Here is a 25,855-nt window from a genome sequence, read left to right on the forward strand (position 1 = left end):
GCGTCGGAGAGTCGGCGTGCTTACGCGTCGTCGGTGGTGGCGTCACTCGACGCGTCGGCATCGGCGTCGGCGGTCTCGTCGCCGGCCGCGTCGTCCTCGGCCTCGGAGATGTGCGCCTGCGCGATGGCGGCGTCGAGGTCGACGCCCTGTTCCTCCGCGATGGCTTCGAGAATCGCCCGCTGTTCGGCGTTCTCGGCTTCGAGCCGGTCGACGCGCGACTTCGTCTCGTTGACCGTCTCGCGGACCTCGACGACCTGCTCGCGCAGTTCGTTGAGCTTCTTGTACACGTCTTCGGCCATCTCTGCGACCTTCTGGAGCTTCTTCGCGGTGCCTCCGAGTGCCATGTGTCGCCTCTCGGACTCGGGGCTTGTACGACTTCCGGTGCGGTGTCGCGAGAAAACCGGCCACGAACACCGAGAGCGGGTGGAGACACCGGGTCTCAGCCGAGTTCGTTCGGGTCCACCCGGTCGACGACGACCCGGAGGCCGACGAGCGCGACGACGCCGACGAAGACGAGCCCCGCGACGGCGGCTCTCGCGCCGACGCCCGCGGTCCCGAGCGCCAGTCGCGCGGCCGTGTTCGCGGGGTTCAGCGGCAGCAACGACGTGCCCGCGAAGACGAGGAGCACGCCGATGGAGTACAGGAGCTGTGCGACCCGGCGGTCGGGCGACGTAATCGCCACCGCCGCGCCGAGGGTGACGACGACGGCCGAGAGCCCGGCGACCATGCCGAACAGCCAGGGCACGCTCTCGATGGCCGTCCCGTTCAGGTGGAGGAGCAGCATCCACGCGACGGCCTGCACCGGAGCCAGTCCGCCGGCCGCGAGGAGCTTCCCGTCCACGACGGCCGCGAAGCTCACGGGCGCGACTCGGAGGAGTTCGAGCGTCCCGCGGGCGACCTCCTCCGTGAGCGAGTCGACCACCAGCGACCCCGAGATGAACACGGGCAGGAACAACAACAGCGGGACGAGCACGGTGTAGGTGAAGCCGAAGTACGGGCTCGACTCCGCCGCCGGCGGGAGGGAAAGCGGGTCCGTTTCGAGGAACGCGCGCCGTTCCGCGCGCTCGGTGCGCTCCAGTTCGCGGAGCGCGTCGCGGAGGCGGGTGACGACCGCCGTCGTCTCCACGCCCGTGTCGGGCGCGACCGCCGCGACCCGTATCCTGCCGTCCTCTCCCGCGGACGCCTCTAAGACGGCATCGACCTCCCGCTCGTGGAACGCCGTCATCGCGGCCGACGTGGAGGCGTACGGTCGCCCGCTGAGCCCGTCTTCGGTCCCGACGGCGCGAAGCAGGTCCTCGACGGCCTCCTCGTCGCCCGCGACGGCCACGTCCACCTGATAGCTCGCCGCGCCGGGGTCGTACAGCGAGACGAGGCCGACGACGAGGAACGACGAGAACGCCGCGACGAACAGCTGGATAGCCAGCGCCAGCACGATGGTTTTTTCCTTACGGAGACTGCCGAGTTCGCGCCGGGCGATGGCGAGTCGCGGGCTACCCAAGGGCGTTCACCACCTGAAGGTTGTAGCCGAGGTGAATGGCGATTGCACCCACGAGCGCAACGCCGTAGGCCGAGCGCCCCCGACTCGCCCCGAAGGCGGTCACGCTGGCGGTCACCGCGTGGAGCACGAGCGGCGCGAGGAACAGCCCGAGGACGACGAGGGCGCTCACGCCGGTGCCGCCGGCGATGCCGACGCCGGAGGGCGCGAAGGCGGTCTGGCCGAGCGTGAGCGACTGCAACCCGGCGAGTTGAGCGATGGCGGTGAACTTCTCGCCGACGAAGAAGCCGAGGCCGGAGAGCCCGCCGAGGACGAGCGACGACCGGAGCGTCCGCGAAAAGCGCGCCTTCTCGAAGGCGGCGAGGACGTGGAGGCTCTTTGCCAACTCCTCGATGACCGCGACCGCGACGAGCACCATCGGGACGGTCAGGTCCACCGGGAGGACGAACAGCACGGCGATGGCCAGCAGTTCCGCGATGAAGACGAACGGAATCGACAGCGCCGACAGGGTCGCAACCGAGCGCGCCCGCGAGATGCGACTGTCGAGCGCGTCGAGGAACTTCAGCGGGACCGGTCGCTGGGTGAACATGTCCTCCTCGCGGTAGACGCCGACGCCGAGGAGGAACAACACGGCCGCGGCAAGGAGAATCGGCCCGACGGAAAACAGGAACTCGCCGAGCGGAATCGACTCGCCCGCGAGGTCGCGCACGACGAGCGTCAGCGGCGAGATGAGCGCGATGGGCGTGACGTTCGTGAAGATGGCCGGGACGAACGTGTACGTCGTCAGGAACACCGACACCGTCACCGTGACGAACGTGAGTTCCTTGAACGACCGGGCGAACATCGCGCCGACGAACGTCGACGCGAGGAACAGGAGGCCGACGGGGACGACCGCGGCCACCGAGACGACGCCGCCGCCGACCGCCGCCGCGATGGCGACGGTTATCGCGACCGTCCCGAGCAGGTACGGGAGCGTCTTGCCGGCGACGATGTCGCCCGGCGAGATGGGCGCGACGAGGAGCAGTTCGCCGCGGCGGTTGATGCGCTCGTTGAGGACGCTCGACCCGTAGGCCTGAATCACGAAGTTCATCGGCACGAGGAAGGCGAAGGCGAGGACGAGCGAGGCGAACGGGAACGGCGGGCTGATGCTCGCCGGCGACCCGCTGGTGTCGCCGCCGAAGAGGCCCGCCATCCCGCCGAGCGACGGGGCGTCGACGCTGCCGTCGTCGGCCGCCGCGGCGTCGGACGCGTCCGGGCCGCCGCCGGCTGTCCCGCCCGCACCGTCACCGGCACCGGACGCGCCGCTCCCGGCTCCGGTTCCGGCGTCGGCTCCGCCGCCGTCACCGGTTCCGGCTCCACCACCACCCCCGCCCGCGCCGCCGTCGACGCGGCTTCCGGCCGGGACGAGCGCGTCGCGCTCGCGGTACTGGAGGTCCACGACGACCGGGAACGCGGCCGACCGGTTCTCCTCGCGGGCCATCTGTCGTTCGTTGTACGACCGGACCGCGTCGCGGAACGCGGCGTAGGCGGCCCGGCCGGTCTGCGTGTCGACGACCGAGACGTGCGTCTCGCTGACGACGAGTTCGACGTTCGGGTCCGAGACGGGCCGCGGGTCGAGCGTGGATGACTGGTCGACGGCGTCGTAGTAGGGGCTGTCGCCGGCGATGCCGACGCGGTAGAGGTCGCGGTCGAGCGCGACCCCGCCGCCCGCCGCCCCGGCCGCGATGCCGCCGGCGACGAGGACGGCGACGAGACCGATTGCGGCGGTCCGGCGGTCGAGCGTCCCCGCCGAGCGCGACACCTCCCAGCGGGCGATGCGGAGGATAGTCCGGGCGTGCGCGACGAGTCGGGTTCGGAGGTCGGTCACGACTGCCCGCGACCTCCGGCGACGCGCTGTTCGCGCTCGTCGTCGGCGTACTCGCGCTCGCCGTCAGCGGCCCGCCCGCGGCCGCCCTCGGCTTCGCTCGTCGTCGGTGCCTCGCGGGCGAGGCGGAGGAAGATGTCCTCCAGCGACGCCTCGTCGGTTCGGATGTCGGCGACGCGGCCGCCGGCGGCCTCGGCGCGCTCGCGGAGCGACTCGACGGCCGACATCTCGTCGACGACGGCGACGTGGCGCTCCTCACCGTCGATTTCGTCGTCGGCGGGCAGGGTCTCCGCGAGCGGGACGGTCGTGAACACGCGGTAGGTCGTCTCGCCGTGTTCCGCGCGAATCTCGGGGACCGTCCCGCGGGCGATGATTTCCCCGCGGTTCATGATGACCACGCGGTCGCAGATGGACTCGACGTGAAAGAGGTTGTGCGCGCTGAAGACGACGGTCTTGTCCTCGTCGCGGAGTTCGCGGACGAACTCCAAGACGACGTTCGTCGTCAGCGGGTCGAGGCCGCTGGCCGGTTCGTCGTAGATGAGCAGGTCGGGGTCGTTGACGAGCGACCGGGCGATGGCGACCTTGCGCTTCATCCCCTTCGACATGTCCCCGAGTCGGCGGTCGCGGTATTCGAGGTCGAGGCGGTCGAGCACCGCGCCGGTGCGCTCGTCGGCCACGTCGCGGGGCACGTCGTAGAGGTCGGCGAAGAATCGGAGATACGACCGCGCGGTCATGTCCTCGTACAGCGGCGACTCCTCGGGGAGAAAGCCGAGTTTGCGCCGCATCGCCGGCTCCTCGGGGTCGTATCCGAGCACCGACGCCGACCCGCCGGTCGGTTCGACGAGTCCGGCGAGCATCTTCAGCGTCGTCGTCTTCCCCGCGCCGTTGGGGCCGACGATGCCGAACACCTCGCCCGACTCGACCGAGAAGTCGCTTCCCACGACGGCGGGGAAGTCGCCGTAGGTCTTCCGCAGGTTCTCGACCGTAATCATTGAGAGAGTTTCACGCGGGACGGCATAAAAAGCGTTCGCGCAGGGTTTCAGGATTGATAGCCTTCCCCTTCGCGGGGCAACAGTTTCGCCGCCCCGCGGCCGGGAGTGAACGAATGCCCGCGCCGCCGAGAACCGACGCTCGTCGACTTAGTCGTACTCGTAGAAGCCCTTGCCCGTCTTCTTGCCGAGGTCGCCCGCCGCGACCTTGCGCTTGAGCAGGTACGCCGGTTTGTAGCGGTCTCCGAGCTCCTCGAACAGCGTCTCGGAGGCGTCCAGACAGATGTCGAGGCCGATGTGGTCCGCGAGGGTGAGCGGCCCCATCGGGACGTTCGTGCCGAGAGTCATGCCGCGGTCGATGTCCTCCTTGGAGGCGACGCCCTCGTCGTAGGCGCGGATGCCCTCGTTGAGCCACGGCATGAGGATGCGGTTGGTGACGAAGCCGGGCTTGTCGTCGGACTCCCACGTCTCCTTGCCGAGGGCCTCCGAAAAGTCGTGGGCGAACGCGACGACGTCGTCGTCGGTCTTCTCGCCGCGGACGACCTCGACGCCCTTCATAATCGGCACGGGGTTCATGAAGTGGAGGCCGACGACGAGTTCGGGGCGCTCGGTCGCGGCCGCGATGGTGGTGATGGAGAGCGTGCTGGTGTTCGTCGCCAGCACGACGCCCTCGGGGACGATGTCGTCGAGGTCGGCAAAGATGTCGCGTTTCACGTCCATGTTCTCGACGGCCGCCTCGACCACGAGGTCGCAGTCCCCGAGGTCCGCGAGCTCGGTCGTCCCCGCGACGCGCGCCTTCGCGGCGTCGGCCTCGTCCGCGGTCAGTTTCTCCTTCGAAACGAACCGCGAGAGGCTGTCGTCGATGGCCGACAGGCCGCGCTCGACGTACTCGGGTTCGAGGTCGCGCATGACCACGTCGTAGCCGGCCATCGCGGCCACCTGCGCGATGCCGTTGCCCATCGTTCCCGCGCCGACGACGCCCACCGTGTCGATATCTTCGGTATCGTACATATCGGGGTCTGCGCGAGGGAGGGTGGTAAAACTTGCCGATGCGTTTCGGAATAGTGACAGACTCGTGACTGTCACGGGAAGACTCAAGTCGGGGGCAAGAATGGGGATATGCAACGGTGACTGGGGTGAACGACGCCGGCAGATACGACGAAGACGACGCGGGCGGGGACGGAGGGGAAGCCGTCTCGGACGCGCGCCCGAGCGACGCCGAGGGCGCAAACCGGGGGAACGGGCCGGACGAGGGGCCGAAAAACCCTGCTGAGGCGCTGACCCACCTGCTCAGACCGCGGGGCGACCGCGCGAGCGACGGCGTCCCGACCGAGTTAGAGGCCTTGAAATACGTCGGCCCGGCGACCGCCGACTGTCTCGCCGAGGCGAACATCGACGCGGCCGCTATCGTCGACGGCGAGGTGTGTTACCGGGACCTCGTCGCCGCCGGGACGAACCCCGGCGTCGCGGCGAAGATTCGGCGCTGGCACTCGCTTTCGTGGTCGTTCAACTCCGGCGACGACCTCGACCGCCGCTCCTCGCAGGTCCGCGGACTGGGCGACGACGAGCGCGCGTGGGTCGCCGCGAGTTCGGGCGACTGGGACGCGAGTGACGATGCCGACAGCGACGACAGCGACGGCGACAGAAACAGCAACACCGGCGACAGAAACAGCAACACCGGCGATTGGACCCCGGACGGCCGGGGCGAGGCGACGGAGACGAGCGGCCCGGCGCGAGACGGAGACTGGACTCCGTCGGAGTCGGGGACGACTACGAGACCGGAGAGCGAAGCGGACGCCCCCTCGGAGCCCACGGAGTCGGGCGATTGGACGCCGACCGGGCGGGGGGCGACCGACGCGTCGACCGACGGTTCGGGAGACGCGCTCGCGGCCGAAGAAGCGTGGCGCGAGCGGTCGAAGCCCGAACCGCTCACGACGCTCGCCGGGGTCGACGAGGCCGACGCCGAACTGCTCGCCGAGGCGGGCGTCCGCTCGGTCAGGCGACTCGCCACCGCCGACCCGGAACACGTCGCCGACGCCCTCCAAATCGACCCGACCGTCGTCAGCGCGTGGAAGGGGCAGGCGCGCGACGCCATGGAGTAAACCGCCGGTTCTGACTGCCGCCCGAATTTTTACTATCTGAGTAGTAATTTCTATTCGGACCGTGTTTTTCCGTAATATTTTGTTACGGCCCTCATAACGCCCGAATTCAGTAATACACCCTAAACCACTCTAGACGCAGTTTTTATATAGGTAGTTACACCATTTTGAATCAGATGATGCCCGGTTCCGACACGGCCGTCGACTTCCCGCAGACGGTATCTCCCACCCCGACGACGCTCGGGGTCAGCGCTCGACTCGCCGACGACTCGCCGACGACCCGCCGACGCCCGGAGGGATGGGCCTGATGGCGACGACCGACGTCAACACCGCCGACACCGCCCGCGACGTGCGGACCATCGACGGCGTGGTCGACATCATCGCGAGCACCGCGCCCGAGATTCGAACCGGCCTCCCCGGTCGCCGCGTCACCGCCGAAGACGAGAACCCGAGCGGCGAGACGCAGATGGCCGCCGACGTGTTCGCCGACGACCTCCTCTGCGAGCGCATCGGCGCGCTCGACGGCGTCGGCGAGTACGCCAGCGAGGAGCGCCCCGAGTCCGTGGACGTGGGCACCGGCCGGCTGTCGGTCGCTGTCGACCCGCTCGACGGCTCGTCGAACCTGAAGCCGAACAACACGATGGGGACCATCTTCGCGGTGTACGATGGCCCGCTACCGGCCCACGGGCGCGACCTCGTCGCCGCCGGCTACGTCCTCTACGGCCCCGTCATGACGATGATTGTCGCCCGCAACGGCACCGTCGACGAGTACGTCATCCACGACGACGCGAGCCACGAACTCGTCCGCGAGGACGTTTCGCTCCCCGACGAGGGGTCGGTGTACGGCTTCGGCGGCCGCGTCCCCGACTGGACCGACGACTTCGAGGCGTTCGCCCGCGAGGTCGAACAGGACGCCTCGCGCAAGCTCCGCTACGGCGGCTCGATGATCGGCGACGTGAACCAGATTCTCACCTACGGCGGCATCTTCGCGTATCCGACGCTGGAGTCCGCGCCCGAGGGCAAACTCCGCGTCCAGTTCGAGGGCTACCCCATCGGCTACGTCATCGAGACGGCCGGCGGCGCGACCTCCGACGGCACGAAGTCGCTCCTCGACGTGGACAAGGACGAACTCCACGCGCGGACCCCGATGTACGTCGGCAACACCGAACTCGTGGCGAAACTCGAAGCCGCGCTGGACTGAGCGAACCGAACCGACCGGGCACCTCGTTTTCTCCGAACTCCGCAGTCGATAGCGACCGGTCTCCAAACGGACGACGGCCGGACTGCCGCCGCCCCCGTTCGACCGACCGGCAAATCGTGCATGGAAAACCATTTTGAATACGGTGGTGCATCACCGAGTATGAAGGTCAGAATCGGCGACGGCGCGACCGGCGACGAGGCCGAGGCCATCGCCAACGCGCTGGCGCGACACCTCGGGACGGACGTGAACGTCTTCGTCGGCGACGGCGAGGAGGCCGTCGCGGACGCCGAACCGCCCGCGGACACCTTCCCGCTGGACGACGACATGGGTCCCACCGAGCGCGAGGAGCAACTCCGCGAGGAAATCGCGGACATCCTCGGCGGCGGCCCCGAGAAGTACAAACAGCGCCTGCCGGAGTCGGGAAAGCTGTTCGTCCGCGACCGTCTCGAACTCTGGTTCCCCGACGGGCTGGCGTTCGAAGACGGCAAGTTCGCCAACTTCGACTCGTGGCACGAGAACTCTCCCGAGGTCGACGAGGCGGACCCGAACACTCGCCTGCCGGGCGACGGCCTCCTCACGGGAGCCGCCGAGTTCGAGGGCCGCGACCTCCACGTCATGGCCAACGACTTCACCGTCAAGGCCGGGTCGATGGCCCGCCGCGGCGTCGAGAAGTTCCTCCGCATGCAGCAGCGCGCCCTCAAGACCGGCAAGCCGGTGCTCTACCTGATGGACTCCTCGGGCGGCCGCATCGACCAGCAGACCGGCTTCTTCGCCAACCGCGAGGGCATCGGGAAATATTACTACAACCACTCGATGCTCTCGGGGTACGTCCCGCAGATTTGCGTCCTCTACGGGCCGTGTATCGCCGGCGCGGCCTACACGCCCGTCTTCGCCGACTTCACGGTCATGGTCGAGGGGATGTCCGCGATGGCCATCGCCTCGCCGCGCATGGTGAAGATGGTCACCGGCGAGGAGATTTCCATGCAGGACCTCGGCGGCGCGCGGATGCACGCCGAGGAGTCCGGGAGCGCCGACCTCGTCGCCCGCGACGAGGCGCACGCCCGCGAACTCGTCTCTCAGCTCATCACCTACCTCCCCGACAAGGCCGGCGAGAAGCCGCCGCGCGCCGAGTCGAAACCGCCGCGGTACTCCCCCGACGGCATCGACGAACTCATCCCCGAGTCACCGAACCGCCCCTACGACGCCCACGACCTCATCGAGCGCGTCGTCGACGCCGAATCGGTGTTCGAACTGAAGCCCGACTACGGGAAGGAAATCGTCACCGCGTTCGCCCGCATCGACGGTCGGCCGGTCGGCATCGTCGCCAACCAGCCCACCGAGCGGTCGGGAGCCATCTTCCCCGACGCCGCCGAGAAGGCCGCGGAGTTCATCTGGACCTGCGACGCCTACGAGATTCCGCTCCTCTACCTCTGTGACACGCCCGGCTTCATGGCCGGGTCGCAGGTCGAAAAGGACGCCATCCTGGAGAAGGGCAAGAAGTTCATCTACGCCACGTCGTCGGCGACGGTGCCCAAGCAGACCGTCATCGTGCGGAAGGCCTACGGCGCGGGCATCTACGCCATGGGCGGCCCGGCTTACGACCCCGAGAGCGTCATCGCGCTCCCCTCGGGCGAAATCGGTATCATGGGCCCCGAAGCCGCCATCAACGCGGTGTACGCGAACAAGCTCGCCGACGTCGACGACCCCGAAGAACGGGCGCGGATGGAAGACGAACTCCGCGAGGAGTACCGCGAGGACATCGACGCCCACCGGATGGCGAGCGAGGTCGTCATCGACGAAATCGTCCCGCCGTCGACCCTCCGCGACGAGCTTGCGGCCCGCTTCGAGTTCTACGCCGACGTGGAGAAGTCGCTCCCCGACAAGAAGCACGGGACCGTCATCTGAGCCGAGTCGGGGGTTAATGCTCCGTTTTTCCGGCGGGTAATCTCACGGTAACTGACCTAAGCGGTTCGTACTGAGGACGGCGGGGGTGGTACGGACCCCATCGTCGGCCGACTCCCGCCCGTTCCGCCCATCGCGTCGTCACGTCTCGCCGCGACATCGGGAATCGTCGCTTGCCGATAGCCCGCCATGAGCCACGAACTCCCCCTTCCCGAGACGCCCCGCGCGGCACTCGCACACGCGGTGAGCGACGAGCACGTCCTCTGGACCGTGACGATGCTGGCGTTCGTCCTCGACGTGCTGACGACGCTCTACGGCCTCGGCCGGGGGCTGGCCGAGCTCAACCCCGTCGTTCTCGCGCTCATCCCCGCGTTCGGGCCGGTGGGCGCGCTCATCTCGCTGAAACTCGTCGTCCTCGCGGTCGCGGTCGTCGCGTGGCGCGTCCTCCCGAGTCGCTACCGCGGGGCGATTCCCATCGGCGTGGCCGTCCCGTGGGGCGTCGCCGGGCTGATGAACACGCAACTCATCCTCGTTACGGTGTTCGGGTAGGCCGCCGGAGCGAGTCGATAAGCACGGCCCACGCGAGCCCCGCCAGTCCGATGTCGCGGGCGAGCACGTCACCAAACAGGCCGCCTTCGACGACGAACACGACCGCGAGGTAGAGACACGTCGTCGACAGCGAGACGGCAGCGACGGCGCTCGCGAGGGCGGTGTAGCGGTCCGCGACGATGGCCGCGCCGAAGCCGACTTCGAGAACGCCGTTTGCGAGCACGAACGTCACCGGCGAGACGACGAAAAGCGGCGCGAGCCACGGGACGACGTACGCCGACCACGAAAGCGGGTCCAGAAGCTTGTGGACGCCCGCGGCGAACACCATCGCGCCGAGGCCGACCCGAGCGACGGTCGTGGGTTCGGGGGCGCGGGCGGCGACCGCGGCGGCCCGGTCAGCGACCGACGCGGTCCGCGCGGAGAGGCCGTCGAAATCCATGTCCGGCCTAGCGACGCCGGGGAGAAAACGGTGCGGGTGGGCGCGGAGACGCGGGGCGACGCGCCGTGGCACAACCCGACCCAGCTCAGGCGTCGTCAGCGTCGGCGGCGAACTCGCGTTTCAGCGACAGCGCCGTCCGCTCGAACTCGCAGACGAGGTCGTCGTCCTGGTTGAACACCTCGACTTTCATCGTCACCACGCCGCGCTCGCCGTCGGAGGTCTCGCGCTTGTCGAGGACGGTCGTCTGCGCCCGGAGCGTGTCGCCGTGGAACACCGGGTTCGGGTGGGACACGTCGTCGTAGCCGAGGTTCGCCACGATGGTCCCGTCGGTCGTGTCGGGAATCGAGAGCCCGACCGCGAGGCTCATCGTGTAGAGGCCGTTGACCAGTCGCTCCCCGAACTGCGAGTCGGCCGCGAACTCGGCGTCGAGGTGGAGCGGCTGCTGGTTCATCGTCATGTCGCAGAAGCGCTGGTTGTCCGACTCCGAGACGGTGCGGCGTTTTTCGTGTTCGATGGTCCGGCCGACCTCGAACTCCTCGTAGTACAGACCGGTCATGGTGAATCGTGTGATAGACCGTGATAAAATCGTGCCGGTCGACCGCCTCGTGTGACAACTATTGCCCCGAACGAAACTAGATAACAACCATTATAATTATCCACAATAGAGGATTGCGAAAGCGCCCGATGACGGCCGATTCGGTCGGCCGTTCGGTCGGTGATTCGGCCGTCACTGCGGGCGCGGGACGGCGCGTCTGTCCCTCGGCTCAGCCGGCGCTCGGCCGGCACGACCAATCATGGCATCCGCAGCACCATCCACCGCGACGGACGACGAACCGACCGAAGAGACAGCCCTCGAGACGGCCCGCCGACAGCTCGAACGCGCGGCGGCGCACCTCGACGTCGACCCCGGCGTCATCGAGCGGCTCCGACACCCGAATCAGGTCCACCGCGTCTCGGTCCCCCTCGAACGCGACGACGGTTCGACCGCGGTCTACACCGGCTACCGCGCCCAACACGACAGCGTCCGCGGCCCCTACAAGGGCGGCCTCCGGTTCCATCCCGACGTGACCGAAGCCGAGTGCATCGGCCTTTCGATGTGGATGACGTGGAAGTGCGCCGTGATGGACCTCCCGTTCGGCGGCGGCAAAGGCGGCGTCGTCGTCGACCCCAAGGACCTCTCGACCGACGAGAAAGAGCGGCTCACCCGCCGGTTCGCAGAGGAGCTTCGCCCCTTCATCGGTCCAACGAAAGACATCCCCGCGCCCGACATGGGAACCGACGCCCAGACGATGGCGTGGTTCATGGACGCCTACTCGATGCAGGAAGGCGAGACGAAGGCGGGCGTCGTGACGGGCAAACCGCCGGTCGTCGGCGGGAGCGAGGGCCGCGACACCGCGCCCGGACGCTCCGTCGCCATCATCGCCCGCGAGGCCATCGACTACCTCGGCTGGGATATCGAAGACACCACCGTCGCGGTACAGGGGTTCGGCTCGGTCGGCGCGCCCGCCGCGCGACTCCTCGACGACGAGGGCGCGACGGTCGTCGCCGTCTCCGACGTGAACGGGGCCATCTACGACCCCGACGGCCTCGACACGCACGACGTGCCGACCCACGAGGAGGAGCCGGAAGCCGTCATGAAGTACGACGCGCCGCGGAAGCTCTCGAACGAGGAACTGCTCGAACTCGACGTGGACGTGCTCATCCCGGCCGCCGTCGGCAACGTCCTGACCGCCGAGAACGCCGACGACGTGCGGGCTGACCTCGTCGTCGAGGGCGCGAACGGCCCGACCACGTCGGCCGCGGACGAGGTCTTCGAGACGCGCGAGATTCCGGTCGTCCCCGACATCCTCGCCAACGCCGGCGGCGTCACCGTCTCGTACTTCGAGTGGTTGCAGGACCTCAACCACCGCTCGTGGTCGCTCGAACGCGTCCACGACGAACTGGAGACCGAGATGCTCCGCGCGTGGACCGCCGTCCGCGAGCGCGTCGAAGAACACGACGTGACGTGGCGCGACGCCGCCTACATGGTCGCGCTCGAACGCGTCTCCGAGGCGCACGAACACCGCGGCCTCTGGCCCTGAGCCGGGTCGCCGACGCGTCGATATTTCACCGTCCACCTCGATACACACTCTATGCCCCGACGAAGCGTTTTGTTCTCCCCCGGCGACCGACCCGAACTCCTGCGGAAAGCCCCCAGCTCGGGCGCTGACGTGCTCGTCTTCGACCTCGAAGACGCCGTCTCGCCCGACAGGAAAGCCGAGGCTCGGGAGGCGGTCGCTTCGGTCCTCTCGGACCCCGAGTTCGACCCCGACGCCGAGGTCGCGGTCCGCGTCAACCCCGGCGACGCCGGCCGCGACGACATCGCCGCCGTCTGCGCCGCCCACCCGCCAGATTCGCTCGTCGTCCCGAAGGCGACGAGCGCCGACGACGTGACGAGCGTCGCCGGCGCGGCTCGCGAGGTCGGCGCGGACTGCCCCGTCATCGCCATCGTCGAGAGCGCGGCGGGCGTCCTCGCCGCCCCCGAGGTCGCGGCCGCGCCCGACGCCGCCGCGGTCGTCTTCGGCGCGGAGGACTTCGCCGCCGACGTGGGCGCGACCCGGTCCGAGGAGGGAACCGAAGTGCTGTACGCCCGCGAGCGCGTCGTCGTCGCGGCCGCGGCCGCCGGCGTCGACGCCATCGACACGCTCCACGTCGACTATCGGGACGAGGCGGGGCTCCGCGAGGACGCCGCGTTCGGCCGGCGACTCGGCTACGACGGGAAACTCGCCATCCACCCCGCGCAGGTGCCCGTCATCAACGAGGCGTTCTCCCCCGACGACGAGGACGTGGCGTGGGCGAAAAAGGTGCTCCGCGCCCGCGACGAGGCCGCGAGGGAGGGTCGGGGCGTCTTCGGCGTCGACGGCGAGATGATAGACGCCCCGCTCGTCAAACAGGCCGAGAACATCCTCGACCGCGCCGGCGAGTCGTACTGAGCGCACCCGGACCGACGCGCCGGCGCGAGACCGGCCCGGCCCGATGCCGACTCGGCCGGACGCCCGACGACTGTCACCTTTTAGCAATGGGTGTGTGTCTCAATACTGTGGTATGCTACAATCCCCGCTACGCTTAACCGGATGCCCGGACCGTATTAGGGCATGGCACAAGAGGCGAATCCCTTCGAGAGTCTGCAGGAGCAAATCGACGACGCGGCCGCCTACCTCGACGTGCGCGACGACGTTATCGAGCGGCTGAAGAACCCCGAGCGGGTCCTCGAAACGAACCTCGCCGTCGAGATGGACGACGGCGACGTGGAGCTGTTTCGCGCCTACCGCTCGCAGTTCAACGGCGACCGCGGCCCGTACAAAGGCGGGATTCGCTACCACCCGAACGTCAGCCGAGACGAGGTGAAGGCGCTTTCGGGCTGGATGGTGTACAAGTGCGCCGTCGTCGACATCCCCTACGGCGGCGGCAAGGGCGGTATCGTCATCGACCCCAAGGCGTACTCCGAATCCGAACTCGAACGCATCACCCGGTCGTTCGCCAAGGAGCTTCGCCCCCTCATCGGCGAGAGCCGCGACATCCCCGCGCCCGACGTGAACACCGGCCAGCGCGAGATGAACTGGATTAAGGACACCTACGAGACCCTCGAAAACACCACCGCGCCGGGCGTCATCACCGGCAAGGCGCTCTCGAACGGCGGGAGCGAGGGCCGCGTCGAGGCGACGGGCCGCTCGACGATGCTCACCGCCCGCGAGGCGTTCGACTACCTCGGCCGCGACATCGAAGGCGCGACCGTCGCCGTCCAGGGCTACGGGAACGCCGGCTCCATCGCCGCGAGGCTCGTCGAGGACCTCGGCGCGTCGGTCGTCGCCGTCTCCGACTCCTCCGGCGGCATCTACGACCCCGACGGCCTCGACACCCGCGCGGTCAAGGAGTTCAAAAACGAGACGGGCACCGTCTCGGACTACGAGGGCACGGAGGCCATCACCAACGAAGAGCTGCTCACCCTCGACGTGGACCTGCTCGTCCCCGCCGCGCTGGAGAACGCCATCGACGGCGAACTCGCCCACGACGTGAAGGCGGACGTCATCGTCGAGGCCGCCAACGGCCCGCTCACGCCCGACGCCGACGACGTGCTCACCGAGCGCGAGGTCCACGTCTTCCCCGACATCCTCGCCAACGCCGGCGGTGTCACCGTCTCGTACTTCGAGTGGGTCCAGAACCGCCAGCGGTTCTACTGGACCGAACAGCGCGTCAACGACGAACTGGAGCGCGTCATCGTCGACGCCTTCGAGGAACTCGTCGACGCCTACGAGACCCACGACCTGCCGAACTTCCGCACCGCGGCCTACGTCGTCGCCATCCGCCGCGTCGTGGACTCCTACGACTCAGCCGGCAACTGGCCGTAGCGTCGGAGCCGGTCGTCGCCTCGGCGGTTTCGTCGTGCCGTCTCAGCGGTTTCGTCGTGCCGTCTCAGCGGTTTCGTCGTGCCGTCTCAGCGGTTTCGTCGTGCCGTCTCGCGTTTCGCCCTGCCGCCTCGTCGCCTCGTTGTTCGACCGGTTCGCCCCGCTTCTGTGTCCGCCGCGACCGCCGGCGCGGTCGCAGACGCTGCCGATTCTATGCATGGTGGTGAATATCACTCGAAGCGTCCGATGCCGGGGGATTCAAGTCGGTGTAGGTCGCGTCATTCATCGATGCGTCAGGACCACCTCATCTCCGCGTCGCACCTCTCGCGGGAGGACATCGAGGCGGTGCTCGACCGCGCGGCCGACATCGACGCCGACCCGGCCGCGTTCCGGCAACGACACGCCGGAAAGGTTCTCGGGCTCTGTTTCTTCGAGCCGAGCACGCGAACTCGGATGAGCTTCGACTCCGCGATGAAACGCCTCGGCGGCCAGACCGTCGATATGGGACCGGTCGAGTCGTCGTCGGTCAAGAAGGGCGAGACGCTCGCCGACACCGTCCGCGTGGTCGAGGGCTACGCCGACGCGCTCGTGCTCCGCCACCCGAGCGAGGGCGCGGCCACGATGGCCGCCGAGTTCGTCGACGTGCCGCTCGTCAACGCGGGCGACGGCGCGGGCCAGCACCCGAGCCAGACCCTCCTCGACCTCTACACCATCCGGGAGAACGCCGGCCTCGACGACCTCACCATCGGCATCATGGGCGACCTGAAGTACGGCCGGACGGTCCACTCGCTGGCCGAGGCGCTGACGAACTTCGACGCCAGCCAGCACTTCATCAGCCCCGAGAGCCTGCGACTCCCCCGAAACGTCCGCTACGACCTCCACGCCTCGGGCGCGCAGGTCAGAGAACACACCGAACTCGACGAGGTGCTCCCCGAACTCGACGTGCTCTACGTGACGCGCATCCAGCGCGAGCGCTTCCCCGACGAAAACGAGTACCGCAAGGTCGCGGGACAGTACCAAATCGACTCGGAGACGCTGGACGCGGCGGCGGACGACCTCACTATCATGCACCCGCTCCCCCGCGTGGACGAGATTTCTCCGGACATCGACGACACCGACCACGCGACGTACTTCGAACAGGCTCACAACGGCATCCCGGTCCGGATGGCGCTTCTGGACATCCTCCTCTCCCAAGACCGATGACAGACGACCACCAACTCCGCGTCTCGAAGATTCGAAACGGCACCGTCATCGACCACGTCGCCGCGGGGCAGGCGCTCAACGTCCTCGCCATCCTCGGCATCGACGGCACCAGCGGAGAGGCGGTCTCGGTCGGGATGAACGTCCCCTCCGACCGCCTCGGCCGCAAGGACATCGTGAAGGTCGAGGGCCGCGAACTGAGCCAGTCCGAGGTGGACGTGCTGTCGCTCATCGCGCCCGCGGCGAGCATCAACATCGTCCGCGACTACGACGTGGTCGAGAAGAACCGGGTCGTCCGCCCCGACGCCGTCGCGAGCATCATCTCGTGTCCGAACAGAAACTGCATCTCGAACGCCGACGAGCCCATTCAGTCCCGCTTTACGGTCCTCTCGGACGGCGTGCGCTGCGACTACTGCGAGACCATCGTCCGCGAGGACGAAGTCGCGGCCAACCTCGACGTGAACTGACCGCGTTAGGAGTCGTCCGACCCGCTTTTTCGCGCGGCGCTCGCCGGACAGCGGTGGTCCTCGCCCGCGAACTCGACGCCCGCGAACTCGAATCTCGCGCCGCCTGTCGACGCCGATCCGACGGAGACCGACCAGCCGTGGGCCTCCGCCAGCGACCGGACGATATCGAGGCCGAAGCCCGTCCCCTCGGCCGAGGTAGTGAAGCCGCGTTCGAACACCCGCGTGACGATGGCGGCGTCGATGCCGGTCCCGTCGTCTTCGACCGCGACCGTCCCGTCTGCCGGCGACGCGGTAACGCGGACGGCCAGCGGCGAGGTTCGGCCGTCCGCAGTCCCGTGTTCCACGGAGTTCCGAAACAGGTTCTCGAACAGTCGCTGGAGCCGACCGGGGTCGGCGTGAATCGTCGCGGTCGACTCGACGACGAGCGCCGCGTCGCCCGTCTCGACCGTGTCCCACGCGCGTCGGGCGACCGCCTCGACGGCGACGGGCGTGAACTCGACGACCGCCGTTCCGCGGCGGGCCGCGGTCAGCACGTCGTTGACGATGTCGCTGATGCGGGTCAACGAGGTCGCGACCCGTTCGAGATGTTCGGAGTCGTTGGTCTCTCGTTCGAGGTCGAGAAAGCCGATTGCGACGGAAAGCGGGTTTCGCAGGTCGTGCGAGAGAACTCGCGCGAACTCGCCCAGTCGCTCGTTTTGCTGTGCGAGCTGTTCTTCGTGCTGTCGGTGGGTCGTGATATCGCGCCCGACGCCGCAGAAGCCGACGACCTCGCCGTTCGGTTTCGTGAGCCGACGGCCGGTGAGTTGGAACAACAGCATGCCGTCGTCGGTCGGCAACCGCGCTTCGACGACCGTCGTCCCCGTTCGGATGGCCTCCTCGACGGCGCGTTTGACCGCCGGACGGTCGGCCTCGTGGAAGAACGCGTCGGCCGACATCCCGGCGAGGTCGGCGTCCGTTAGGCCGGTGAGCTCCGAGAGCCGCTCGTTCCACGAGACGAGGTGTCCCTCGCCGTCGTAGACGTAGAACACGTCGTCGAGCGCGTCGAGCGCGTCCTCGATGAACCAACTCGCGTCGGCCGGGGGGTCCCCATTGAGCGCGTCGATGGCGACCCGCGCCTTGCGGTGTTCGCAGGCGAGTCGCCGGACGCGCGACCCGAGTTCGTCGTCAGGAGATGCGCCCGCGGGGGTGTCGCTGTCGGTGTCGTCGGTGTCGTCGCTATCGTCGCTATCGTCACCGTCGGCGCGCGCCGCCCTCCGCAGGACCGCCGCACGGTCGAGGTAGGCGTCGATACCCAAATCGACCAGTTCCGTCACGGCGTGGTCGGCGTCGCCGGGCGCGAGGACGACCACCGGGAGGTCGTCGTCGGTCGCGCGAACCTCGCGGAGCAGCGAGACGCCGTCGCCGTCGGAGAATCCTGCGCCGAGGACGAGACAGTCGTACGCGTCGCCGTCGAGGGCGCGACGGGCGGCGTCGAGCGTCGCGGCTTCATCGACGACGGCCTCCGAGACCGCCCGCTGGACGGCGCGGGAAATCGCGCGGTCGCCGTCGGCGGAGAGGACGCGAATCGAGGAATCGGGTTGCATCGGGCGGAAGGGGACGAACTGAACGACCGACAGGATGGTCTCTGATACCATAACGTTTCTGTGACAATTGTCACTTAATCAACGCAAGTAGGAAACGTGTATCCAGTTTCCCGTCGGCGTCCGCGAATGCCCCGGTGTCGTAATCACTTAGTGCGGTGCGGTCGAAGTCCTCGGTATGTCCAAGAAGGCCAAACTGGTCCTGGTACTGGCGCTCGTCGCGGTCCTCTACACCGTGTTCTCCGGCAGCGGAGAGACCGTCGAAGTCGAAATCGAAGAGTAACCGCTTTTCGGCGCTCGGTCGCCACCGACCGAGTCAGCCCCACTCCCGCCCGTCCAGCGGCCGCGCCGGAGCGGGCCCCACGCCCGAGAGCGAACGACTTACCCGACGCCCGCGCGAAGGCGAAGCCATGTACGGGGTCGTCACGCGCAACGAGGAGGAAGTCGACTGGCCGGAGTTCGACCGCGGGTTCTACGAGGTCAAAGACGTCACCGGCCGGGCGGCCGAACCGCTTTCGAACGCCGTCAACATGATTTCGTGTTTCGGTGACAACGCCGCCGCCAACGAGAACCCCGAGTTGGTCCCCGTCGACGGCGAGGGGAACCCGGCGACGCGCGACCGCACGTACTTCGACTGGGCGTACATCTGCCCGACGAACGAGAAGTACCGCGCCGGCCTGCTCGAAATCGTCGAAGACGCCGCCGCGGCCAACGGCGACGTGCGCCTCGACGACGTGGGCTTCCCGCGCGACGAGTACTGCCTCTGTGAGCGGTGTACCTCGCAGTTCGAGGCGTGGGCCGACGACCGCGGCCGCGACGCCGACGACGAAGAGGCGTGGTTCGAGTGGCGCGCCGAGGTCATCACCGACTTCGTCGCCGACGCCGCCGAGCGCGTCCCCGGCCGCCTGTATCTCACGCTGTATCCCGACCCCTATCCGGGCCATCTCTACCGCCGCGCCGGCCTCGACATCGAGGCGCTTTCGGCGCACGTCGACGAGTTCGTCGTCCCGCTGTACGACACCAACTACGGGACGACCTACTGGCTCGAAACCATCGCCCGCGGCTTCGTCTCGCTTCTGGAGCCGTACGACGCCGACTTCTCGCTCGAACTGTACGCCGTGAACGTTGACGTCGACGACCTCATCCACGCTATCGAGGTCGCAGACGAGTACGCGAAGGACGTGCTGTTCGGCTACGACGCGAGCAACGCCGCCGCGACGCTCCGCCGGATGACCGCCGACGGGTCGCGCGGGAAGACCTACCACCCCGACGACGCGACCCGCTGAGGGCGGGGCTCACCGGCGCGGCGACCGGGCGATCGGGCGATTGGGCGGCCGCCTCCGAGCGATTTCAGAACGCGCCGGCGAGGTAGCCGATGACGACGATGCCGAGGAGGAAGACGAGCGTCGCGAACGCGAACAGCGCGAACATGAGTCGCCGCTGCCCGCTCGTCGGTTGTGCCATGGACGTTCTCCGGACTGCACCCACTTATGATAGTCGGCGCTCCGGTCGGTCCCGCTGGGGGGTCCACCCCCGTCTCAGTCGAAGTCTTCGATTGGGTCCGCGTTGCCGAAGTACGGGTCGGGACCGTCGCCGGGGGCCGCCCACTCGACGGCGTTGTCGAGGACGGTCCGAATCTCCGCCTGCTCGTAGATTGGGTAGGTCTCGTGGCCCGGCCGGAAGTAGAAGACGCGGCCCTTGCCGCGGGTGTAACAACAGCCCGAGCGGAACACTTCGCCGCCCTCGAACCACGACGTGAAGACGAGTTCGTCCGGCGCGGGGATGTCGAACCGCTCGCCGTACATCTCGGCGCGGGGGACCTCGAACGACTCGGGAAGCCCGTCTGCGATGGGGTGGCCCGGCTCGACGACCCAGACGCGCTCTTTCTCGCCCGACTCGCGCCACTTCAGCGAGCAGGTCGTCCCCATCAGGCGCTTGAACGGCTTGGAGTAGTGCCCCGAGTGGAGCACCAGCAGTCCCATCCCGTCGCGGACGCGGTCGACAACGCGGTCAACGATTGCGTCCTCGACCTCGTCGTGGGCCTTGTGGCCCCACCACGCCAGCACGTCGGTGTCGTCGAGGACCGACTCGGTGAGTCCGTGTTCGGGGTCGTCCAGCGTGGCCGTCTGCACGTCGTAGCCGGCCTCGCGGAGTCCTTCGGCAATCGTCGCGTGGATGCCGTCGGGGTAGACCGCGGCGACCTCGTCGTCTTCCTTCTCGTGTCGGTACTCGTTCCAGACGGTGACGGTGACCATACTCCCGGCGTCGCCGGGTGGCGACAAGTATGCACCGAACCCGAAGCCGGCCCGTGGCGGTCGCCCGACGGCCCGGCTACGTCCCCTCGAACTCCGGTTCCCGCCGACTCGTGAACGACGCCACGCCCTCGGCGTGGTCGTCGGTCTCGAATATGACTGCCTGCGCCGACGCCTCGTGTTCGATGGCCGCCTCGATGGAGTCGTCGGGGCGGCGGAGCAGGCGCTTGGAGGCGGTGAGCGCCTTCGTCGGGCCGCCGGCGATGCGCTCCGCGAGGGCGGCGAGTTCGGCCTCGAACTCGTCTTCGTCCGCGACGCGGTTCACGACGCCGAGTTCCAGCGCCCGCTCGGGACCGAGTTCCTCACCGGTGTAGACGAGTTCCATGGCGACGTTGCGCCCGACGAGCCGGGGAAGGAGATACGACACGCCGGAGTCGACCGCGAGACCGACCCGGCGGAAACCGAAGCTGATGAAGGCGTCTTCGCGGAGGAGTTGGAGGTCGCAGGCGATGGCGAGCGCAGCGCCCGCGCCCACGGCCGGGCCGTCGATGGCCGCGACCGTCGGTAGGTCGCACTCGTAGACGCGGCGCACGCAGTCGGCGGTGTCGCGGACGACGTGGTCGACCGCCTCGGGGAGCGTCATCGCGTCGGCCTGGAGCTCACGCATGGCGTTCACGTCGCCGCCGGCGCAGAACGCGCCCGCCTCGTCGCTCCCGCGGACGACGACGCAACGCGCCGCGTCGGGGAGCGAGTCCAGCGCCTCGCGCACGCCCGCGGTCACCTCGACCGTCAGCGCGTTCCGAACCGCCGGGGCGTCCAGCGTCACCGTCGCCACGCCGTCGTCGAGCGAGAGCCGTACCGCGTCGGAGTCGAGTTCGACCTCGGTCATCTCCCGGTTCGACGTGCAGAATCGTGAAAAACGTTTGCCTCGTGGAGAGTTGATTGCCACTGCGCTCAGCGGAACAGCGCGTCCGCGTCGATTCCGAGGCCCGGACTCTCGGGGACGCGCATCCGGCCCTCGCGCACGGGAGCCGGGTCGGCCGCGAGGTCGGCGTCGAGGAGCGAGGCGGTCGCCAGCCCGTGGGCCCGGTCGCCGGGGAGCGACGCCGCGACGTGGAGCGCGCCGAGTCGGGCGACGACGGCGTCGATGGTGGTCGTGACGACGACCGCCACGCCGGCGTCGCGGGCGCGGGCGGCGAGGTCGCGGACGCGGTCCGGGCCGCCGAGCGCCATCGGCTTGCAGACGAGCACGTCCGCCGCGTTCGAGGCGATGGTCCGCTCCGGCGGGACCGCCGAAAGCGACTCGTCGAGCGCGATAGGCGTGTCGTGGAGTCGTCGGAGGACGGCGTGGCCGTCGAGTTCGTCGGCGGGAAGCGGCTGTTCGAGGTAATCGAGGTCGAGGCCCGACGCCTCGACCGCGTTCAGAAATCGGTCGGCGGTCCAGCGGTCCCACGCGGCGTTCGCGTCGGCCCGGAGCGCCACGCCGGGACCGACCGCCTCGCGGACCGCCCGCAGGCGCGCCACGTCGTCGACCGGGTCCCGCGCGCCGACCTTCAGTTTGAGACAGTCGTACCCCGACTCGACGGCGGTCTCGGCGGCTTCGACGGTCGCCTCGGGGTCGTCGTCGCCGAGGGTCGCGTTCACCGGAAGCGAGGTGTGTGGGTCGGTGGCTAGGGACGCGGCGAGCGGCCGGCCGGCGGCGCGAGCGCGGGCGTCAGCGACGGCGAGCGAGACGGCGTGTCTCGCGGCGGGCGCGTCCGCGAGCGCCCCGTCTTCGAGCGCCGATTTGGGGTCGCCCGCGGCAGCCCCCTCGGCATCGCCTTCCGTGAGACCGGCGAGCGCGTCGCGGCAGTCTTCGAGCGACTCGGTCCAGCCCGGAAGCGGGGTCGCCTCGCCGACGCCCGTCTCGCCCGCGACGTCGACCGCGACGAGGAATCCCTCGCGGCGCTCGATGTCGTCCGCGGCGGTCGAAAGCGGCGTTCGGAGGTCGACGGCGAACTCGCGGACGCGCATCGTCACGCGAGCACGAGGCCGACCGAAAAGAGGACGGCGTAGAGCGCGAGGAGTTTCCCCGTGTCTTCGAGCGCGGGGTTGAGCTTCTCGCCTTTCGTCTCGGTCACGACGGTCCGCGCGATTCGGGCCGCGACGGGCATCGAGAACACCGGCAGCAGGACGTACCAGTCGAAGCCGGCGCGGGTCCAGAGGTAGACGGGGACGGCGTAGGCGAGCGCGAGCATGGTGACGTACTCGGCGCGGGCGAAGCCGTAGCCGAACCGGACCGCGAGCGTCCGCTTGCCCGTGGTCGCGTCTTCCTCCTTGTCGCGGACGTTGTTCACGACGAGGATGTTCGTGGAGATGGCGGCGATGGGGAGGCTGGCGAGGACGGCGACGAGCGTGACGGTTCCCGCCGGAATCCCGACGGAAAGCGGGGCGGCGAGGACGCTCGCGGCCTGCACGTAGAACGTGCCGACGACGGCGACGAGGCCGAAGAAGACGAAGACGAACAGGTCGCCCAGACCGTGGTAGCCGAGGGGGTACGGGCCGCCGGTGTAGGCGATGCCCGAGGCGACCGAAAGCAGGCCGACGACGAGGATGGGCACGCCGCCGACGTAGACGAGATAGGTGCCGAGGAGGACGGCGGCGGCGAAGGTGAGATACATCGCCCGCTTGACCTCTGACGGAGGGATGAGCCCGCCCGCGGTGACGCGGGTGAAGCCCTCTCGGGCCTCGGTGTCAGCGCCCTGCACCGCGTCGTAGTAGTCGTTGGCGAAGTTGGTCCCGACTTGGATGAGAAGCGCGCCCACGAGCGCCGCGAAGGCGGGCAGCGGGGCGAACAGGTCGGCGTGGACGGCCACCGCGGTGCCGACGACGACCGGCGCGGCGGCCGCCGGAAGCGTCTGCGGCCGCGACGCCATCACCCACGCCCGCCTGCGAGAGATGTCCTGCGTGCTCATTGTCTGCATACGAGTGCCGGAGCAGTGAGTAAGTTCCTATCCGAAAGCGCGCGACGCCGAGGCGGTGGGTGGGAGAACACGGTGGCCCGGCGCGCGGCGCGACCCAGCGCGGCGCTCCCCGGCGTCAGCGACGACGTGGTCACCGCCGTCGGCCGACGGGGATGGAGGTTCCTCGCTACTCGGGACCGGCGTCGGACTCGGAATCAGAGGCGGGCCGGGCGTCGAAGCCGAGACGGGCGGCGAGTCGCTCGCGGCCCCGTTCGGCGCGCGCTTCGACCGCCTCCTCGGAGACGTACATCTCGCGTTGGCGCTCCACGTCGGCCTCGCGGAGTTCGCGGAGTCGCGCTTCGGAGAGGTCGCAGTCGTCGGGAACCCGGCTGTCGAACCGCTCGCGCCAGTCGTCGCGGGCGGCCGCGTCGCCCGCGAGTTCCGCTTCGGGGCGTATCCAGTCCCAGTGGCGCGCGAGGGCTTCGGGATACCCCCGTTCGAGGCGGTGGTCGGTGATGACCGACCGGCCGACTCGCGCGCCCTGTCCGGCCGACATGATGGCCTGAAGGTTGACCTCGCTCACCGGCGCGGCGACGTACAGCCCGTCGATTGCGGTCCGGCCCTCGATGTCGGCGTAGTCGCGGTCGAACTTCGTCCGCGTCTCGCCGTCGTGCTCGTAGGTGACGAACATCTCGTCGTCACCGAGCGGTTCGAGGAAGTCGCCGCCGTAGCGGGCCGCCGAAACGACCCGCCTCGCGGTGACGGTCTCGCCGCTCTGCGTCGTGACCGCGAAGCCGGGGCGGGTGGCGGCGGGGTCGTCGGCGTCCGGGTCGCCCCCGTCGCCACCGGCGGGTTCGACCGCCTCGACGAGCTCCGAAACGAGGTCGCAGCCGGCCGCCTCGGCGTGGTCGTGGATGAGTCCGTAGAACGTCTCGATGTCGACGCCGCCGGGGAAGCCGAGGTAGTTCTCCAGATACGCACAGCGCTGGAGCGACGACCGGCCGCGGTCGAAGACGACGGTGTCGAGGCCGTACCGGCCGGTGAAGACGCCCGCCGAGCAGCCCGTCGGCCCGCCGCCGACGATGGCCACGTCGTAGTCGAACGCCGCCGCTTGCGACTCCGTCGCGGTCTCCGCCTCCTCGGAGCGCCCGGCGTCCGCCATCTCAGAACTCCCCGTTGACGATGTCCGCGACGCGCTGGCGGTCGAACAGTTCCGCGTCGCCCGTCACCTCACCGAACTCGTCGGGGAACAGCTGCTTCGCGGCGCGCTCGGTCAGGAACAGGTTGTGAATCGGGCCCTGATTGAGGTAGCCGCCGCGGTAGACCCGGCCGTTCTGGACGGCCGTCAGCTCGCCGCCGACGGGGTGGTCCTCCATGTACGCGAGGACGGTGTCGCGGAACTCAGCGGCCGTCTTGCGCTCGTGACCGCGGATGAGAATCACGTCGGGGTCGACTTCGAGGAGGTTCTCGTAGTCGAGTTCGCCGCGGTTGGTCGTGCTGAGGTTCTCGATGTCGGTTCCGGTGAGCGCGTCGGTGACGCCGAGGTCGTTCCACTGCTTTTTGCTCGTGCCCTTGTCGTTGAGGCGGTACGGCGAGAACGTCTCGGGCTCGGTCGTCCCCTCGTAAGTGAGAAAGACGTTCGGGCGCTCGTCCGCCGGCGGCAGCCGCGACTGTATCTCCGCGATGAACTCGTCGTGGAGCGCCGCGAACGCCTCGTAGCGGTCCTCGCGCTGGAACACCTGCGCGACCTTCTCGAACGCCTCGTAGAGCGTGTAGTAGCGGTAGTCGTGCCAGCCGTCGGACCGGCGGAAGATGAGGTTGCCGACGAACGGGGCGACGTTCTCCGCGATTTCGTCCACGTCCTCCTGGTCCCAGTCGAACCAGTTGATGAGCATGTTCGGGTCGTAGAGGTGGACGTCGTTGTCGAGTTCGTAGAACTCCTCTTTCGTCCTGACCTCGGGGTACGCCTCGATTTGCTCGCGGTCGACGCTCACGCCGGGGAGTTCGTCGTAGACGTAGGTGTAGTACCGACCCGCGCCGCCGACGCCGGTCACCCCGTCGCCGACGCCGAGCGCGACGGCCATGTCCGCGTAGCCGCCGTCGTAGGCGGCCCACGACTCGGGAACCGAGTCGAACGTGACCTCGCCCATCGGCTCCATCGTCACCGAGTACGAGTCGGCCGCCTCGGCCGTGTCGGTCTCCGTCTCGGTGTCGGCCGCGGTGGTGGTCTCGGCGGCCGCCTCGGTCGTCGTCTCGGCCGCGGCGGTCGTCTCGTCGCTTCCCGACGAGTCCGACGCACAGCCGGCGAGCATCCCGGCCCCGAGCGCCGTGCCGCCGTACCGAATGTAACTGCGTCGCGTGAGTCCGTCGTTCCCGGTGGAGTTGTCGTCCATAGGATTTAGGCTACCCTAAACGCACAAGAGCGTTGCTATTTTTCGGCGTGCCTAAACATTGGCGGAGCGACGTGTTTCGGCGCTCCGACGGGAGGACG

General features: G+C 68.9%; 25 protein-coding genes. 11 read left to right on the top strand and 14 right to left on the bottom strand.

Annotation, left to right across the window (positions count from 1 at the left end; genetic code table 11):
• Positions 1 to 20: 20 nt before the first annotated feature.
• From DVK03_RS07160 to DVK03_RS07180, 5 genes are all read right to left on the bottom strand, one after another.
• Positions 21 to 344: a DUF5798 family protein gene (locus DVK03_RS07160; RefSeq protein WP_004043495.1), complete on the bottom strand. Its 324-nt coding sequence runs from the start codon at positions 342 to 344 to the stop codon at positions 21 to 23.
• A gap of 95 nt (positions 345 to 439) precedes the next feature.
• Entirely contained in the window at positions 440 to 1,498 is a 1,059-nt protein-coding gene (locus tag DVK03_RS07165) for an ABC transporter permease (protein WP_004063391.1), read from the bottom strand.
• Positions 1,491 to 3,362 (bottom strand): ABC transporter permease, encoded by a 1,872-nt coding sequence (locus DVK03_RS07170; protein ID WP_115802565.1) that lies wholly within the window; start codon positions 3,360 to 3,362, stop codon positions 1,491 to 1,493. The genes DVK03_RS07165 and DVK03_RS07170 overlap by 8 nt, the downstream gene beginning before the upstream one ends.
• On the bottom strand, positions 3,359 to 4,351 hold the full coding sequence (locus DVK03_RS07175) for an ABC transporter ATP-binding protein (RefSeq protein WP_115802566.1): 993 nt from the start codon (positions 4,349 to 4,351) through the stop codon (positions 3,359 to 3,361). Before DVK03_RS07175 ends, DVK03_RS07170 begins: the two co-directional genes overlap by 4 nt.
• A gap of 147 nt (positions 4,352 to 4,498) precedes the next feature.
• Positions 4,499 to 5,359 (bottom strand): 3-hydroxyacyl-CoA dehydrogenase family protein, encoded by an 861-nt coding sequence (locus DVK03_RS07180; protein ID WP_004063385.1) that lies wholly within the window; start codon positions 5,357 to 5,359, stop codon positions 4,499 to 4,501.
• 125 nt (positions 5,360 to 5,484) lie between these two features.
• Between DVK03_RS07180 and DVK03_RS07185 the strand changes: the two genes are divergently transcribed.
• The 5 genes from DVK03_RS07185 to DVK03_RS07200 all read left to right on the top strand — a co-directional run bounded on the left by DVK03_RS07185 (position 5,485) and on the right by DVK03_RS07200 (position 10,099).
• On the top strand, positions 5,485 to 6,450 hold the full coding sequence (locus DVK03_RS07185) for a helix-hairpin-helix domain-containing protein (protein ID WP_115802567.1): 966 nt from the start codon (positions 5,485 to 5,487) through the stop codon (positions 6,448 to 6,450).
• Between the two features lie 173 nt (positions 6,451 to 6,623).
• Complete coding sequence (locus tag DVK03_RS20420; protein ID WP_255409744.1) at positions 6,624 to 6,755, top strand: hypothetical protein; 132 nt, start codon at positions 6,624 to 6,626, stop codon at positions 6,753 to 6,755.
• The gene (locus DVK03_RS07190) at positions 6,755 to 7,648 is read left to right on the top strand and encodes a class 1 fructose-bisphosphatase (protein ID WP_004063380.1); all 894 of its coding nucleotides are present in this window, start codon (positions 6,755 to 6,757) and stop codon (positions 7,646 to 7,648) included. The genes DVK03_RS20420 and DVK03_RS07190 overlap by 1 nt, the downstream gene beginning before the upstream one ends.
• A 159-nt stretch (positions 7,649 to 7,807) precedes the next feature.
• Positions 7,808 to 9,553 (top strand): acyl-CoA carboxylase subunit beta, encoded by a 1,746-nt coding sequence (locus DVK03_RS07195; protein WP_006600303.1) that lies wholly within the window; start codon positions 7,808 to 7,810, stop codon positions 9,551 to 9,553.
• Positions 9,554 to 9,739: 186 nt separating this feature from the next.
• A complete protein-coding gene (locus DVK03_RS07200) occupies positions 9,740 to 10,099 on the top strand; it encodes a DUF5658 family protein (RefSeq protein ID WP_115802568.1) in 360 nt (119 codons plus the stop codon).
• Here the strand turns inward: DVK03_RS07200 and DVK03_RS07205 are convergent.
• Together DVK03_RS07205 and DVK03_RS07210 are read right to left on the bottom strand one after the other, a co-directional pair.
• Positions 10,083 to 10,538 carry a DoxX family membrane protein gene (locus DVK03_RS07205; RefSeq protein ID WP_115802569.1) on the bottom strand — a complete coding sequence of 152 codons (456 nt, stop codon included), beginning with the start codon at positions 10,536 to 10,538 and terminating at the stop codon, positions 10,083 to 10,085. The genes DVK03_RS07200 and DVK03_RS07205 overlap by 17 nt on opposite strands.
• 85 nt (positions 10,539 to 10,623) lie before the next feature.
• The gene (locus tag DVK03_RS07210; protein WP_342764783.1) at positions 10,624 to 11,124 is read right to left on the bottom strand and encodes a MaoC family dehydratase; all 501 of its coding nucleotides are present in this window, start codon (positions 11,122 to 11,124) and stop codon (positions 10,624 to 10,626) included.
• Between the two features lie 208 nt (positions 11,125 to 11,332).
• Here DVK03_RS07210 and gdhB point away from each other — a divergent pair, with 208 nt between their 5' ends.
• The 5 genes from gdhB to pyrI all read left to right on the top strand — a co-directional run bounded on the left by gdhB (position 11,333) and on the right by pyrI (position 16,590).
• On the top strand, positions 11,333 to 12,619 hold the full coding sequence (gdhB, locus tag DVK03_RS07215; protein ID WP_006600300.1) for a glutamate dehydrogenase GdhB: 1,287 nt from the start codon (positions 11,333 to 11,335) through the stop codon (positions 12,617 to 12,619).
• Positions 12,620 to 12,670: 51 nt separating this feature from the next.
• Positions 12,671 to 13,510, top strand: a complete 840-nt coding sequence (locus DVK03_RS07220; protein ID WP_115802570.1) for a CoA ester lyase — start codon at positions 12,671 to 12,673, stop codon at positions 13,508 to 13,510.
• A gap of 162 nt (positions 13,511 to 13,672) precedes the next feature.
• On the top strand, positions 13,673 to 14,926 hold the full coding sequence (locus DVK03_RS07225; protein ID WP_115802571.1) for a Glu/Leu/Phe/Val dehydrogenase: 1,254 nt from the start codon (positions 13,673 to 13,675) through the stop codon (positions 14,924 to 14,926).
• Between the two features lie 285 nt (positions 14,927 to 15,211).
• Positions 15,212 to 16,126, top strand: a complete 915-nt coding sequence (gene pyrB / locus DVK03_RS07230; protein WP_004043481.1) for an aspartate carbamoyltransferase — start codon at positions 15,212 to 15,214, stop codon at positions 16,124 to 16,126.
• Positions 16,123 to 16,590, top strand: a complete 468-nt coding sequence (pyrI, locus tag DVK03_RS07235; protein WP_004043480.1) for an aspartate carbamoyltransferase regulatory subunit — start codon at positions 16,123 to 16,125, stop codon at positions 16,588 to 16,590. The genes pyrB and pyrI overlap by 4 nt, the downstream gene beginning before the upstream one ends.
• Positions 16,591 to 16,595: 5 nt before the next feature.
• On the opposite strand, the gene DVK03_RS07240 is transcribed toward pyrI, so the two are convergent.
• On the bottom strand, positions 16,596 to 18,173 hold the full coding sequence (locus DVK03_RS07240) for an ATP-binding protein (RefSeq protein WP_115802730.1): 1,578 nt from the start codon (positions 18,171 to 18,173) through the stop codon (positions 16,596 to 16,598).
• A 407-nt stretch (positions 18,174 to 18,580) separates the two neighbouring features.
• Between DVK03_RS07240 and DVK03_RS07245 the strand changes: the two genes are divergently transcribed.
• Positions 18,581 to 19,456 carry a hypothetical protein gene (locus DVK03_RS07245; protein ID WP_115802572.1) on the top strand — a complete coding sequence of 292 codons (876 nt, stop codon included), beginning with the start codon at positions 18,581 to 18,583 and terminating at the stop codon, positions 19,454 to 19,456.
• Between the two features lie 252 nt (positions 19,457 to 19,708).
• Here DVK03_RS07245 and DVK03_RS07250 read toward each other — a convergent pair whose 3' ends face one another.
• From DVK03_RS07250 to DVK03_RS07275, 6 genes are all read right to left on the bottom strand, one after another.
• Positions 19,709 to 20,425 carry a ThuA domain-containing protein gene (locus DVK03_RS07250; RefSeq protein ID WP_115802573.1) on the bottom strand — a complete coding sequence of 239 codons (717 nt, stop codon included), beginning with the start codon at positions 20,423 to 20,425 and terminating at the stop codon, positions 19,709 to 19,711.
• A 76-nt stretch (positions 20,426 to 20,501) separates the two neighbouring features.
• Positions 20,502 to 21,311, bottom strand: a complete 810-nt coding sequence (locus DVK03_RS07255) for an enoyl-CoA hydratase/isomerase family protein (RefSeq protein ID WP_115802574.1) — start codon at positions 21,309 to 21,311, stop codon at positions 20,502 to 20,504.
• A gap of 65 nt (positions 21,312 to 21,376) precedes the next feature.
• A complete protein-coding gene (gene menC / locus DVK03_RS07260; protein ID WP_199505978.1) occupies positions 21,377 to 22,435 on the bottom strand; it encodes an o-succinylbenzoate synthase in 1,059 nt (352 codons plus the stop codon).
• 2 nt (positions 22,436 to 22,437) lie between these two features.
• Complete coding sequence (locus DVK03_RS07265; RefSeq protein ID WP_233506015.1) at positions 22,438 to 23,337, bottom strand: 1,4-dihydroxy-2-naphthoate polyprenyltransferase; 900 nt, start codon at positions 23,335 to 23,337, stop codon at positions 22,438 to 22,440.
• Positions 23,338 to 23,551: 214 nt separating this feature from the next.
• The gene (locus DVK03_RS07270) at positions 23,552 to 24,526 is read right to left on the bottom strand and encodes an NAD(P)/FAD-dependent oxidoreductase (protein ID WP_115802577.1); all 975 of its coding nucleotides are present in this window, start codon (positions 24,524 to 24,526) and stop codon (positions 23,552 to 23,554) included.
• A gap of 1 nt (position 24,527) precedes the next feature.
• The gene (locus tag DVK03_RS07275) at positions 24,528 to 25,757 is read right to left on the bottom strand and encodes an ABC transporter substrate-binding protein (RefSeq protein WP_006600295.1); all 1,230 of its coding nucleotides are present in this window, start codon (positions 25,755 to 25,757) and stop codon (positions 24,528 to 24,530) included.
• Positions 25,758 to 25,855: the final 98 nt, after the last annotated feature.

Origin of the sequence: Haloferax sp. Atlit-109R (genome assembly GCF_003665865.1) — an archaeon.
In the GTDB taxonomy this organism is placed as follows: domain Archaea; phylum Halobacteriota; class Halobacteria; order Halobacteriales; family Haloferacaceae; genus Haloferax; species Haloferax volcanii.